Consider the following 13866-nt stretch of genomic DNA (forward strand, 5'->3'; position numbering starts at 1 on the left):
TGGCTCATGTAGTACTCCCGGCACGCGCCAGCCGGGCGCTGGCCGGCCAGTCGGCGCCCAGCGCGGCCGGCTCCAGCAAGGCCACCGGCAAGTCGCCGGCGGTGGAGGATGGCTTGCTCCACGACAGCGGCGCCGGGCCGGACAACATCAGTTTCGACGGCGCCGCCAGGTCCAGCAGCAGCGCTTCGCGGCGCAAGGTCTGGTTCAGCCAGTAATGTTCGGCGCCATGCGGCACCGGCAACGGCCGCACCGCGCGCAATACGCCCGCCTCGACGGCGGCGACGGTCAGCACGCCGTCATGCATCAAGCCATACCAGGCGCCGCCGGCCAGGCTGCCTTGCCAGCGGTTCCACGCGGCGGCGAAGTGCGGCACGATGGCGACGATATGCAATTTGTGGGCGGCGGCGACGCGTTCGATCTGCGCCAGCAAGGCGCGCGGCATGGCGCCGAAAAACGGCGCGCCGGCGGCCCAGCCGGCATTGATGCTCCAGGCCGCCGGGCTTTCGCCATACAGCGCCTGGAAACGCATCGCGGCGGCGGCGGCCAGGTCTTGCGGCTTGCTGGCGCCGGAAGGCAGCGCCACTTGCCACAGCCGCAGCAAGTCGTCGTCGAGCACAAAACTGACCGGCCAGCCGGCATGGCCGGCGCCGGCCGTGGTGCGCAACACGGCGTCGAGCGCCTGGCCGAGCGCCGCATAAGCGTCCTCGGCGCCGGCCGAGCTGGCCAATACGTCCTGCTCGGCCAGCCGGCTCAGCCTGTCGCCCGACCAGCGGCTGCTGCGCAGCACGGCGACAGCCGATCGCGACACGCCGATCCGCAATGCCTGTCCCAACTTTCTACGCATGCAAAGTCACCCGTTTGATTTCAGTAATGGTGGTGGCGCCGCGCTTGACCAGCTCCAGCGCGGCCTGGCGCAGGCTGCGCGTGCCGTTTTTGTACGCCGCCGCCTTGATCTGGCGGATCGGCCGCTTATCGACGATCAATTCGCGGATTTCATCGTTCAGCGTCAGGATCTCGGCGATCGAGCGGCGTCCCTTGTAGCCGGTGCCGCGGCAATCGCCGCAGCCCTTGCCCTGCATGAACTGGTAGTCGAACACGTCGGCCCGGCTCAGGCCGACGCTGGCCAGTTCGTGGTCGTCGGGCGTGTATTCGGTGGCGCAATGCGGGCAATTGGTGCGGATCAGGCGCTGCGCCCAGATGCCGTTCAAGGCCGACACAAACGCATACGGGTCGATACCCATGTGGGTAAAGCGGCCAAACACGTCGAACACGTTATTCGCGTGCACGGTGGTCAGCACCAAGTGGCCGGTCAGCGCCGACTGCACCGCGATCTCGGCGGTTTCGCGGTCGCGGATTTCGCCGACCATGATTTTATCCGGGTCGTGCCGCAAGATCGAGCGCAAGCCCTTGGCGAAGGTCAGGCCCTTCTTTTCATTGACCGGGATTTGCAGGATGCCGGGCAGCTGGTATTCGACCGGGTCTTCGATGGTGATGATTTTTTCGCGGCCGTTGTGGATTTCCGTCAGCGCCGCGTACAGCGTGGTGGTCTTGCCGGAACCGGTAGGTCCGGTCACCAGCAGCATGCCGTACGCCTCCTGCGCCAGCGTGCGCAGCGACACCAGCGACGGCGCGTCGAAGCCCAGCGCTTCCAGCGTCAGCGAGCCGTACGCTTCGATCATGGCGCGCTTGTCGAGAATCCGGATCACCGCGTCTTCGCCATGGATGCTGGGCATGATCGAGACCCGCAAGTCGATTTCGCGGCCGCCCGACTCCACCCGGAAGCTGCCGTCCTGCGGCACGCGCCGTTCGGCGATGTCCAGTTCGGCCAATACCTTGATGCGCGAAATGATGTGCTCCGCCACTTCGATGCCGTTGACCGCGGTGGCATGGTCGAGCACGCCGTCGACGCGGTATTTGACGGCCAGGCCGCCGGCGGTGCTTTCCAGGTGAATGTCCGAGGCGCCCGCTTTCAACGCGTCGTACAAGGTCGAGTTGACCAGCTTGACGGCCGGGCTGCCCGCTTCCGACACCGACGCGAACGACAGCACGGCGGCGGTCTTGCCGTCGCGCCGTCCGTCCATCGCGCCCGGCAGCAGGCTGTCGACGGCGCGCGCCGATTCTTCCTGCTTCGACAGATAGGCCTGGATATCGGCTTGCAGCGCCAGCCGCAATTGCAGCGGCGCTTGCGGCGCGCTCGCCGCGCGGGCGCCCAGCCAGGTTTGCAGGTCGAGGTCGAACGGGTCGGCGATCACGCCGATCACCTGCCCTTCCGCGCTGCGCAACAGCACCGCGTGGCGCGGCAAGGCCTGCGACAGCGGCAGCAAATCGAAGGCCGGCGTAAACGCCAGCATGTCGGCCGTTTCCAGCACCGCCAGGCCGAACGGCTGGGCCAGCGCCTGCACCACCAGACGCGGCTCGATGCCGGTCAGCGCTTCCAGCTCTTCCACCAGCGAGCGTTTCGAGACGGCACGCAAGGCCCGCGCACGGCCCAGCAGCGCCGCGTCGATGGCTGGTGCCGCGCTGGCCAAGGGAACAACACTCATGAAATATCTCCAGCCAGATCGAAAATCGGCATGTACAACAACACCACGATGGCGCCGACCACCAGGCCGATGGCGGCCATCAGCAGCGGCTCGAACGTGCGCGTGAAGCGCTCGATCCAGCGGCTGATCTCGCCATCGTAAAAGGCCGCCGACTGGCTCAGCATCGGTCCCATGTCGCCGGTCCGTTCGCCGACGCGCAGCATGCGCAGCGAAATCGGCGTGGTCAGGCTGTTCACTTCAAACGCGGTCGACAACGGCAAGCCGGATTCGACGCTCAGGCGCGCCGCCTGCAGCGAGGCGCGCATGCCCGGCGAAACCATGTCCTGCACCGTGCTGATCGCCTGCACGATGGTGATGCCGCCTTCCGACAGCATGCCCAGCGTCAGGTACAAGCGCGACAATTCATAGATGCGCACCCGCTCGCCGATGCCCGGCACCTTGGCCAGCAGGCGAATCGCGCCGCCGTTGGCGGTGACGCGGCGCACCAGCACCGTGACCAGCGAGATCAGCGCGGCAAAACCGCCCAGCAGCAAGGTGGTATGGTTGCCGGCGAACTGGCCCCAGCCCAGCAGCACTTGCGACATCCACGGCAGGCTGCGGCCGGCGCCCTGGTACACCTCGGCGAAACGCGGCACCACATAGGTAATCAGGAAAGTGCTGACGCCGCCGCCGACCAGCAGCAGTATCACCGGATAAATCGCGGCGCTGACGATCTTGGCGCGCACCAGGTCGATGCGCTGCTGGTAATCGATGTAGCGCGCCAGCGCGCGCGGCAAGTCGCTGGTGCCTTCGGCGGCGCGCACGATGCCGATATACAGCGGCGGAAACAGATCGGCCTGGTCGGCCAGCACCGCCGAAAAGCGCTTGCCTTCACGTAAGCCATCGAGCAGGCGGCCGAGTGCGCCGCGGGTGCCCGGGTTGGCTTCTTTTTCGAGCAGCGCTTCCAGGCCCTCGACGATGCCGAGGCCGGCCGTCAGCAGGGCCAGCAATTCCTGGCTGAACAAGACCAGCGACAGGGTCTTGCCCTGGCGCCGCTTGACGGAACTGAACGGCGTGCCGCGCAGCGGCGCGATGGCGCTGACGAACAGCCCGCGCGCCTCCGCCTGCTGGCGGGCGTCGGCTTCGTCGCGGCCATCGATGACCAGACTGGACACGGTCATGTCGGCGGACAGGACCCGAACATCGAACTGCATGGCGATGAAATCTTATTGTGAAGTGATGTCGGCGTCTTCACCGCTGCCGCCGGGCTGGCCATCCTTGCCCAGGGAAATGATGTCGTACTCACCCTTGGTGCCTGGCGAACGGTACTGGTATGGGTGGCCCCATGGATCGAGCGGCACGGCTTTCTTCAGGTACGGACCATTCCATTTGGCGCCGGCGGTCGGCGGCGCCGTCAACAGCGCGGCCAGGCCTTCATCGCTGTTCGGATAACGGCCGACGTCGAGGCGGTAGGTATCCAGCGATTTTTCAAACGCTTCGATCTGCGCCTTGGCCACCGTCACTTCGGACTTGCCCAGTTGCGCAAAATACTTGGGACCGACATACGCGGCCAGCAAACCAATAATCACGATCACCACCAGCAATTCCAGCAAGGTAAACCCACCCTGACCAGCTTTTTCCTTGCCTGTCTTACATGATAAACGGCTCGTTTTACCTGCTTGCTTGCCTGACTGACTGTGTACTGCGTGACTGTGTACTGCGTGCATCCGCGGCGCTCCTCAATTGATCGCTGCCACCCATGCGCCATGACGGCGCAATAAAGTGGTTCCATCCATCAGCCTACCATGCCGCGAATGGTTGAGACAATCTTTTATTTTTGCTGCGCGGCAACTTATTGCCTTGGAAACCAATTTTAATTACATCTGTGGCGGCGACGTCTGGACGCAACATTAATATTTCATTAAAGGCATTATTTATTTTCAACGCCAGCCTCGTTGACTATTGGTTAAAATTTAATAGTAAAAAGAAAATTTTATTCTGTTGTTTTTTGTAACTTGCGAATAAAAAACACAATATTCTTTGCAAAATCAATTGACTCTTTTGCTATAGTAAAAGTTAACCTTATGCATGCTCATTTTTGCAAGACCTTGAGCAGATGACCATACGGTGATGTTGGGATGAAAACACTAAACGCAAAAAATATTGCACTAAAAACAACCAAGGGAAGACCTCATGAATCATTTTATGTACGGTACAGCACCACGCCAAGCTGCCCCATCTCGTTTTCCGTTCAAGAAGCTGCTGGGCGGCGCCCTGCTCGGCGCCGCGCTGGCCGCCGCGCCAGCCGCCCAGGCCGATGTGATCACGTTTGAGAATTACGTCAACAACCTGGTCGGCGACAGCGACTACTTTGACGAAGCCGGCGTACGCCTGACCGGCTTTTCCAATGCGCCGAACGGCCAGCCTGGCGACTTCGTCGGCGCGATCTTCGACGGCAGCGACCGTGGCGCCTGCGGCAACCTGGCTTGCCCGGTGAATAACCAGAGTGCCTATTACGCCGCGCTCAACGACGGCATCCTGCAACTCGACCAGCTCAACGGCAACTATGTCAGCGTGCGCGGCTTCGACGCCAGCTTCATCGGCGCGGCCCAGGGCGTATCGTATCCAGCCGTGTCGGGCTTGCTGCGCGTGCAAGGCTTTTACGCCGACGGCAGCTCGGTCTATGAAACCTACCAACTGGGCGGCCCGATCGGCGGCAGCTTCCAGTTCCAGCATTTCGACACCTCCGCATCGTTCGGCAACCAGCAATTCAACAGCGTGGCGTTTTTCGGCTTTACTTGCAACACCACCGGCAATTGCAATGCGTTCAGCAGCAACAAGGGCCAGTTCGCGCTCGACAACATCGTCGTCTCGGTGCCCGAGCCATCGACCTACGCGATGCTGCTGCTCGGCCTGGCCGGCATAGGCGCCGTGGCGCGCCGCCGCAACCGCCGCCAAGCCACATCGACATTGCAAGCGCACGCTTGAACCGCCACCGCATCCCTTACCCTCATCAGGAATTCACTATGAAATTAAGCATGAAATTACGCCCGGTTTCGGTTGCCGTGCTGGTGCTGTTGTCCGGCCTGAGCATGGCCGCGCACGCCGACGAAATCCGCCGCCCTTACATCGTGCAACTGGCCGACAAGCCGGTCGCCTCCTACACCGGCAGCGTGGCAGGCCTGAACGCGACCCAGCCGGCGCCCGGCCAGCGGCTCGACCTGGCCAGCAGCGATGTGCAGCTGTATTCGGACTACCTGGAACAAAAACAGGCGCTGGTGCAATCCATCGTCGCCGGCGCGCCGATCCAGTATCAATACAAAGTGGTGCTGAACGGTTTTTCGGCGCTGCTGACCGACGATGAGGTGCGCCAGCTCAAGGCCAGCGGCGACGTGGCCAGCGTGGCGGCCGACGAGGCGCGCCATGTGTTGACCAACTACACCCCGACCTTCCTCGGCCTGGACCAGCCGGACGGCTTGTGGAGCAAGCTGGGCGGCAAGGAACACGCTGGTGAAGACATCATCGTCGGCATCGTCGACGGCGGCGTCTGGCCGGAAAATCCGGCTTACGCCGACCGCGTCGACAGCAATGGCTTGCCGACCTTCGATCCATCCGCCACCCTGGCCTACGGCGCGGCGCCAGCCGGCTGGAATGGCACTTGCCAGGCTGGCGAAGGATTTAGCGCCGCCAATTGCAACAATAAATTGATCGGCGCCCAGTACTTCGACGCGGTGCGCGTGACCGACACCGCCAAAGTGGCGCACTGGAGCGAATTCAAGTCGCCGCGCGATTCGATCGGCGGCGGCCTCGGCGAAGGCGGCCACGGCACCCACACCTCGACCACCGCGGCCGGCAACAGCGGCGTGGCGGCGAATGTGGCCGGCGTGCCGATGGGCCAGGTATCCGGCATGGCGCCGCGCGCCCGCGTGGCGGTCTATAAAGTGTGCTGGTCGTACAACCTGGCCACCGAAGCGACCGGCGCCAAAAATACCTGCTATGGCGGCGACAGCGTCGCGGCGATCGAAAAAGCCGTGCTCGACGGCGTCAACGTGATCAACTATTCGATCAGCGGCGGCGCCAGCGTCAGCGACCCGGTCGAACAAGCCTTTTTGCATGCGTCGAATGCCGGCATTTTTGTCGCCGCCTCGGCCGGCAATGCCGGCCCGGCCAATGCGGTGGCCCACATCAGCCCATGGCTGACCACGGTGGCCGCGTCGACCCATAACCGTTTCTTCCAGGGCAAAGTCACCTTGGGCAATGGCGCCAGCTACAGCGGCGCATCGCTGAATAACAGCCCGTTGCCGAACAGCCCGCTGATCCGCGCCGAAGACGCCGGTGTCGCCGGCACCAACCCGGCCAACCTGGCGCTGTGCTTCAGCAGCGGCTCGAATGGCGGCGTGGCGCTGCTCGACCCGGCCAAGGTCAGCGGCAAGATCGTCACTTGCTTGCGCGGCAACAATGCGCGTACCGACAAGAGCCTGGCCGTGCAGCAAGCGGGCGGCGTCGGCATGGTGCTGGTCGATAACGGCGCCGGCCTGGTGGCCGATACGCACGCGGTGCCTAGCGTGCACGTCAATGCGGCGGACGGCAACCTGATACGCGCATTTGCGCAAACCCAGGGCGCCAGCGCGGCGCTGGCCAAGTTCGTGATCACCAATAACGGCGCCGGCGCGCCGGTGGTGGCCGATTTCTCGTCGCGCGGCCCGAACATGTACGACGCCAACCTGCTGAAACCGGACGTCGCCGCGCCGGGCGTGGAAATCCTGGCCGGCATGACGCCAGCCTTGAGCCAGCAACAGCGCGCCGCCGTGATCGATGGCAGCCTGGTGCCGCCGCCGTCGTGGAATTTCCTGCAAGGCACGTCGATGGCCAGCCCGCACGTGGCCGGCCTGGCCGCGCTGCTGCGCCAGCAACATCCGAGCTGGACCCCGGCCGCCATCAAGTCGGCGCTGATGACCACCGGCAGCGCGACCTTGCCGGATGCCCAGACCGGCGAAGCGCGCGGCATCTTGCCCTGGGGCCAGGGCGCCGGCCATGTGACGCCGAACAAGGCCAGCGATCCGGGCCTGGTATATGACGCCACGCTGGCCGACTACAAGAAATACATGTGCGGCGTCGGCATCGCGGCGGAATGCGCGACCGGCAGCATCCCCGGCTACAACTTGAACTTGCCGTCGATCACCGTCAGCAATGTGCTCGGTTCGCAAGTGGTGACGCGCCGCGTCACCAACGTCGGCGCCACGGCCGCGACCTACACCGCCAGCGCCACGCTGAGCGGCTACAACGTGGCCGTCGCGCCAAGCACGCTGGTGCTGGCGCCGGGCGAAAGCAAATCGTTCACCGTGACGCTGACCCGCAATGGCGCGCCGGACAATGTGTGGCAATTCGGCGCACTGGTATGGAGCGATGGCGTACACACGGTGCGCAGTCCGGTAACGGCGCGTTCCGGCCGTTCCGTGGTGGCGCCGGCCTTGCTGGAATCGGACCGTGCCAGCGGCTTGCGCGCGGTCGGCGTATCGACCGGTTTCACCGGCAAGCTGGGCGCCGCCAAGGGCGGCCTGAAGGAAGTCAGCCGCACCGCCTTGACCGTCAACCAGGCGCCGCTCGGCAGCATCGAAAACACCGCCCAGGCGTTGGCGGCGTGCAAGGCCGGTTCCAACGGCGTGCGCCGGGTGCAAGTGGCGGTGCCAGCCAGTACCGTGGCGGCCCGTTTCGAAACCTTTGACCGCGATACCGAAGGCGGCGGCGGCCACGATCTCGACTTGATCGTGCTCAACAGCAGCGGCGCGCAAGTTGGCGCCTCGCTGCACGAAGGTTCCAACGAAGCGGTGACGCTGGCAGGCCCGGCGGCAGGCACCTACACCGTTTGCGTGCTGGGCTATAGCGTGGCCAATGGCGTATCGGCCAACTTCAGCCTGTCGTCGGCGGTGGTGACCACCGCCGATACCGGCGGCAACCTGAAAGTGAGCTTGCCGAGCACCGTGTATGCGGCCGGCACCGCCAGCGCCGGCATCTCCTGGTCTGGCCTGGTCAGCGGCAAGCGTTACCTGGGCGGCGTGACCTTCCTGGATCAAAACAACGCTGCGGCGGCCACCACCGTGTTGTCGGTGGAAACCGACAATCCAGTGCCGCTGGCGGCGCCGGACCGCGCGCCGCGTCAGGTGAGCGACATCTAAGTCTACATTCGAGCCCAAGCCGGCAGGCTGCAAAACCTGCCGTTCCGCAAGCCGCGCGCTTCCCGCCCGCGGCTTTTTTTTCGGCCGCGACCCGGCCCGGCACTCAGGCCGCGTGCTGCTCGAACCAGCGCAAGGCGATGCCGCGCGATACCGCCTGGGTGCGGTTGGCGACCTCCAGCAATTTATAGATGCGCTGCAAATGGCTTTTCACGGTCCAGCCGCTGATGCCGAGGATGGCGCCGATTTCATGGTTGCTCTTGCCTTCTTTCACCCAGCGCAAGATCTCGACTTCGCGCACGCTGGCGGCGCGCATCGCGGGCGCGGCGGCCGGCCCGCCAGCCAGACGCAGCAGTGCCATATGCAGATACGGCAGCAATAAATCCAGCAAATACAACTGTTGCGCGGCGGGCGCTTGCGGCAAGCCGAACAGCGCAAAAAAACTGGCGCCGCCGGGCAAGTCGTCGCTGCCGCGTCCCATCATGTGCTGCAAGCCGGTGTGCCGCAATTCTTCCAGCAAGGCTGGCGGCGGCGCCGCGCCGCCGCTGCAACGATGGTGCCGCGCCAGCCGCGGCGCCAGTCCCCGTTGCGGGTCGGCCAGCCGGCCCAGCAGCGCGGCATCGGCTGTCCCGCCATGCAGGCACGCCGCATGGCGCACCTGGCCGGCGCCGTCAAAATGCAGGCACACCATGATTTGATGCGGCAACAAGGCCTGGAACTCGCCCTGGGTCCACAAGAACAAGTCGTGGCTGCCGCCCGCACGGGGCGCCGCCTCGATGACGCGCAGCAAATACCCCTGCTCGCGCGGAGCGAGCATCAGCGGCCGGTTTTCAAGAATGTACATCTGTGCTGGCATGACTGGCGGTCGGGTCAAGTTATCAAAATGGATAAGAGTGTCCAACAAAACGAATGGTCGACAAGGCAATGTAACGCCGCCATGGATGTTTTGTCAGGCGCTCTAAGTGTTTTCAACTATGCATCAAACGCTATGCGCTGACTAAGAGCCTATCCCAGTAGATGAATACGCCCTCTTCTGGCGCCCCTCAGGAACGGGGACTGCGTTGATCGTCGTCGCGTGGCTCGCCACGCTTGCTCCTCACGCCTGGTCCGCGCTCCTGATGCGCGGCCAGAACAAGACGCTCACTACTGGGATAGGCTCTAATAGGATTTTATGGCTTTATTTATATCTACCCCAAATAAATAATCGGCTCCAGGCGTAAAAAAAGACACATGGCCGATGGCGATGTGTCTTCCCTGAAAAAACGGGCCAGGCCCGTAACGTTGCGAATCGTTGTTTTATGTGCGTGCCGGCAACTGCCGGCGGCGCAAGTGAACGCCGATCAGCGCGATGCCACCCAGCAGCATCAGCCATGTCGACGGTTCCGGCACGGCCGACACCAGCACGATATTGCTGAAGCTGTTAGCGTTGATGCTGGCAGGCACACCGCCATTCAACGGCGTCAATTCAAATTGCAGCAAATTGCCCGAGGCATTGCCCAGGTAGCCATTGTTGTCGAGCAAGCCGATGCCGAAGGTGGTGCCGGCGTCGCCCGCGCTGTCCAGGAAGGAAGCGTCGAACTGGAGGTCGAAGGCGAACTTGCCGCCCAGTACGATGTTATGGAACAAGTCGTTATAAAAACCGCCATTGCCAAAGGTGACGCTGCCCGGCAAGGCGCCGCTTACTTGTCCCTCCTGCGATGCCAGGCTGCCCAGCGCACCGCTGAAATTGCTCAGGATGGCGCTGGCGCCCGGCGCATTGGCGTTACCGGCAATAAAGGAAAAGTCGAGGAAACCGGCGCCGCTGAATTGGCTGGTATCGATTTCGACGTGGTAGGTGTCGGCCACCGGCGCCGCCGCCGCCAGGCTGGCGGCACCGGCCATCAGCACGGCCAGACTCAGTTGGCGGGCGATACGCGTGAAACTGAAACGGGATATCGATGCAAACATGATTTTTCCTTAGAAATTACCGCTGAAGATTTTGGCGCCATAGCTGATCGCCACTTTGGAAGGATTGCTGAAGCTGACCGGCAGCGACAAGGTGGCGCCCGGCGCCAGGCTGGCGAGATTCACGGTCAGATAAGCGGCGCCGGCATTGCTGCCATTGGCGTTGAGCAAGGTCACGCCGGCCGGCAAGCCATCGAAGCGTACCTGGAACGGCCCGTTCAATGCCTGCTTGCCGCGATTGGTCAAGCTTACCGTGCCTGTGTATTGCTGCGTGACGCGGTTCAATGCCAGGCCCGAGCTGAGCAGCGAGACGCTGGCGCTGATATCGCTGACGGCCGGCTGCAAGTTCAGGCTGATCACCACCGGATCGTGGTCCGAGGCGCGGTACGGCAAGGCGTTATACAAGTCTTGCGGCTTGTTGTCGGTGTTGTAGTCGATCACTTGCGGCTCGTCGGCATTGATATGCCATTCACTGGCGCCGCTCACTTGCGGGCTCAGCGCGGCGCTGGCCAAGGCATGGTCGAGGTAGCCGCTCAAGCCGCCAAACACGAAGGAGTACGGCATGCCGTCCGGCCGCACATACCGTTCCAGCTGGTTTACGAAACCGGCACTGACGATGGCATTGATCGGATCTTCGGCGCCGTAGGAATTCAAGTCGCCGATGATCAGCACGTCCGGATCGTTGGCGGCCGCCACCACTTGCGGCACGAAGCTGTTGACCAGGCGCTGCGCTTGTCCGACCCGGGTGGCATTCCAGCAACCCTGGCTGTCGCCGTTGTCGGCGTCGCCGCCAGCGCCGGACGGGCAACTGCCTTTCGATTTCAAGTGATTGACGATCAGCGAGAATTTTTCGCCATTGGCGGCGCGGAAGGTTTGCGCCATCGGCGGCCGGTTATTGATGGCGTCGGTATCCGTCAGCGCGCCGCCGACCAGGCCCACTTTGGACGGCTTGTAAATCATCGCCACGCGGATCGCGTCGGTGCCGGTGCTGGCCGGTTTCGGCACGTACGCATACGACACGCTACCGATGGCCGCATTCAACTGCTCGACCAGGTAAGACACCGCCGTTTCGCCATTGTTCTGGATTTCCATCAAGCCGACCACATCGGCGTCGATCGCTTTCAATTCGGCGACGATCTTGTCGCGCTGGCGGTTGAACTCGTTCAAATTATCGGCGCCGCGGCAATTCGACTTGCTGCTGGAGCTGCCCAGCGTGCAAGCCTGGCCGGTCTGGCCAAACACATTATTGCCATTGGTGAAGGTGGTGAAGAAATTGAGCACGTTGGCGCTGGCCACCGTCACATTGCCGGGAGCGATCGAGGGTGCGGCGCTGCGTGGATTGTCGCGCGAAAACACCGGTGCCAGCGTCGGCTGCAATTTATAGGCCGCGCCGCCACCGCCGATGGCGCCGAAATCGACCACGCCGGTCAGGTTGGCCACCGTGTCGCCATTGCGCACCGTGCCATCCTGGCCGATGTAAGGGATCACCGTCGGCGTCACGAAAATGCCGTCGTCGAGCACGATGATGCCGCTCTCGTTGGTCGCCGCCAGCGCGACCGCTTCCGGCGAGCCGGCCGGATGGCGGTTGGTCGGCACTTCGCGGCGCAGCGACGACAGCGTCAATTCGCCGCGGCTGCCGAGGAAGGCGTTTTGCGACACCGTCAGAGGCTGGCTGAAACGCACCAGCATGCCTTCGAACTGGGCCAGGTTAGCATTCGGCAACTGGATATTGGTCGGCGTGATGCTGTGGCCGCTGCTGCGGGTCAGGATAGCCGTCACATCCTTCAACTCGGTGTAGGAACGGCTGGAGCCGGCCGGCGTGTATTCGAACACGGTGCCGGTGACCCGCACCAGATCGCCCGGCTGGGCGCTGGTGAGCGTGCTGCCGGTGTAGACAAACAGCCCGTCCGAGGTGCTGCTGTCGCCGTCGCCGGACGGGTCCTGGATAAAGAAACCGGTGCCGACTTTCAGCGTCAGCACGCCTTCGGTGGTGTGCACCTGGTTGGCGTACGGGCTGGCCGGGCCATTGCCCTGGATTTGCGGGATGGTGTGGCTGATACCGGACAAGCCTTGCACGCTGACATCGACCTGGCACGACTTGCTTTGTGCCTGGTCATTCGTAAAATTGACGCGCACCGGATAATTGCCGGCCGCCACATTGGCCGCCACAGTCAGGCTGACGCTGGCGCTGTCGCCAGCGACGCCGGCGGCAACAAAATTGGCCAGGCTGATGCCGGCCACCGCCGGCGAGGTGATCGCCGCACCGTTGACGATGCCGTCCACGTCGCTGGCGCTGAGCGCCGCCGTGCCGCCGCTGCCCAGCGCCAGCGCCAGGCTGGCCGGGCACACGGCAATGATCGGATGGGCCACCGCTGCGCCGCACGCATGCAGCGGCGACGCGCTATTGCGCGGCGCGGCCGGGCCGGTACTGAAATCGGCGCCATTGTCGTCGCTGTCGATACAGCCATTGCCGGCCCGCAAGATCGCGCTGGTATTCGACGGCGCCGGCGCCACCGAACCTTCAAAGCCGCCGGCCGTGCCAAAACCGACCAGATCCAGCAGGGCCGCGCCGGACGGGTTGGCCCCGCTCAAGGCGGTCTTGCCATTGCTCAGCGCCACTTTGCCGGTGGTGCCCGACATGGCGATGGCGCCAATCGCGTCCGGCGCCGGCAAGTCATCCGTGCCGCCGGCGCCCTTGGCCTGCTGCACCAGCAAATACTGGCCGGCTTGCAATATCCGATTCGGCAAGGCCGTTACCTGCCACGTGCTGCCGGTGGCGGAACTGTACTGCACGCTCCAGTTGCTGACATCGACCGGCAGCGGACCGCGGTTGAAGATTTCGATGAAGTCGTTTTTATACAGCGCGCCGGTGTTGCCGCCACCGCCATACACCTGGCTGATGACAACATCGGACGCGGCCAGCGCCGGACCGCAGGCAGCGGCCATCAACGCGGCAATGACGGTCAGCCGCAGCGGCGAAGCGGCAACGCCGGAGCGCGGGGAAGAGAAAGTTTTCATGGAAGTCCTGATCGGTGAAAAAGATGGCGAAAGAATGACAAAAAATGCGGGCGGCGCGGCCGGGAGCGCGCCGCCTCTGATTGGCAAAATGGATTCGGTATTGCATTTTGCATATTAATACTTCGTCATGACCATTTGATGACACACGATTGATCCGAACGGAGTAATCGCATAAATTTACGTGAAGAAAGACTTTGTACCGAGATTGC

Annotated in this window: 8 protein-coding genes and 1 pseudogene; 2 read left to right on the forward strand and 7 right to left on the reverse strand. The window is 63.6% G+C overall.

Going from position 1 to position 13866, the window contains the following annotated elements; all coding sequences use genetic code 11:
- Positions 1-4: 4 nt before the first annotated feature.
- The 4 genes and pseudogenes from GJA_RS18405 to gspG form a co-directional block, all read right to left on the reverse strand.
- Positions 5-844, reverse strand: a complete 840-nt coding sequence (locus GJA_RS18405; RefSeq protein ID WP_038495077.1) for a hypothetical protein — start codon at positions 842-844, stop codon at positions 5-7.
- Entirely contained in the window at positions 837-2543 is a 1707-nt protein-coding gene (locus GJA_RS18410; RefSeq protein ID WP_038495080.1) for a GspE/PulE family protein, read from the reverse strand. The genes GJA_RS18405 and GJA_RS18410 overlap by 8 nt, the downstream gene beginning before the upstream one ends.
- Positions 2540-3736, reverse strand: coding sequence for a type II secretion system F family protein (locus GJA_RS18415; RefSeq protein ID WP_038495083.1), 1197 nt, complete (start codon positions 3734-3736; stop codon positions 2540-2542). Before GJA_RS18415 ends, GJA_RS18410 begins: the two co-directional genes overlap by 4 nt.
- A 12-nt stretch (positions 3737-3748) precedes the next feature.
- A pseudogene (gene gspG / locus GJA_RS18420) lies at positions 3749-4147 on the reverse strand (type II secretion system major pseudopilin GspG); the annotation flags it as partial.
- A 568-nt stretch (positions 4148-4715) separates the two neighbouring features.
- Between gspG and GJA_RS18425 the strand changes: the two are divergent.
- Together GJA_RS18425 and GJA_RS18430 are read left to right on the forward strand one after the other, a co-directional pair.
- Positions 4716-5510 (forward strand): NF038120 family PEP-CTERM protein, encoded by a 795-nt coding sequence (locus GJA_RS18425; protein WP_051781087.1) that lies wholly within the window; start codon positions 4716-4718, stop codon positions 5508-5510.
- Between the two features lie 50 nt (positions 5511-5560).
- Positions 5561-8698, forward strand: a complete 3138-nt coding sequence (locus tag GJA_RS18430) for a S8 family serine peptidase (RefSeq protein WP_038500374.1) — start codon at positions 5561-5563, stop codon at positions 8696-8698.
- Positions 8699-8801: 103 nt separating this feature from the next.
- Here GJA_RS18430 and GJA_RS18435 read toward each other — a convergent pair whose 3' ends face one another.
- The 3 genes from GJA_RS18435 to GJA_RS18445 all read right to left on the reverse strand — a co-directional run bounded on the left by GJA_RS18435 (position 8802) and on the right by GJA_RS18445 (position 13657).
- Positions 8802-9539: a LuxR C-terminal-related transcriptional regulator gene (locus tag GJA_RS18435; RefSeq protein WP_038495086.1), complete on the reverse strand. Its 738-nt coding sequence runs from the start codon at positions 9537-9539 to the stop codon at positions 8802-8804.
- A gap of 452 nt (positions 9540-9991) precedes the next feature.
- Positions 9992-10642 (reverse strand): NF038129 family PEP-CTERM protein, encoded by a 651-nt coding sequence (locus tag GJA_RS18440; RefSeq protein ID WP_038495089.1) that lies wholly within the window; start codon positions 10640-10642, stop codon positions 9992-9994.
- Positions 10643-10651: 9 nt separating this feature from the next.
- Positions 10652-13657: an ExeM/NucH family extracellular endonuclease gene (locus GJA_RS18445; RefSeq protein WP_051781090.1), complete on the reverse strand. Its 3006-nt coding sequence runs from the start codon at positions 13655-13657 to the stop codon at positions 10652-10654.
- Between the last annotated feature and the right edge of the window lie 209 nt (positions 13658-13866).

Origin of the sequence: Janthinobacterium agaricidamnosum NBRC 102515 = DSM 9628, assembly GCF_000723165.1 — a bacterium.
Classification (GTDB): Bacteria; Pseudomonadota; Gammaproteobacteria; order Burkholderiales; family Burkholderiaceae_D; genus Janthinobacterium; species Janthinobacterium agaricidamnosum.

Excerpts from the sequence above, each read along its gene's own strand:
- GJA_RS18445 (WP_051781090.1), bottom strand. The coding sequence starts at position 13,657 with ATGAAAACTTTCTCTTCCCCGCGCTCCGGCGTTGCCGCTTCGCCGCTG.
- GJA_RS18415 (WP_038495083.1), bottom strand. The coding sequence starts at position 3,736 with ATGCAGTTCGATGTTCGGGTCCTGTCCGCCGACATGACCGTGTCCAGT.
- GJA_RS18430 (WP_038500374.1), top strand. The coding sequence starts at position 5,561 with ATGAAATTACGCCCGGTTTCGGTTGCCGTGCTGGTGCTGTTGTCCGGC.
- GJA_RS18440 (WP_038495089.1), bottom strand. The coding sequence starts at position 10,642 with ATGTTTGCATCGATATCCCGTTTCAGTTTCACGCGTATCGCCCGCCAA.
- GJA_RS18410 (WP_038495080.1), bottom strand. The coding sequence starts at position 2,543 with ATGAGTGTTGTTCCCTTGGCCAGCGCGGCACCAGCCATCGACGCGGCG.
- GJA_RS18405 (WP_038495077.1), bottom strand. The coding sequence starts at position 844 with ATGCGTAGAAAGTTGGGACAGGCATTGCGGATCGGCGTGTCGCGATCG.
- GJA_RS18435 (WP_038495086.1), bottom strand. The coding sequence starts at position 9,539 with ATGTACATTCTTGAAAACCGGCCGCTGATGCTCGCTCCGCGCGAGCAG.
- GJA_RS18425 (WP_051781087.1), top strand. The coding sequence starts at position 4,716 with ATGAATCATTTTATGTACGGTACAGCACCACGCCAAGCTGCCCCATCT.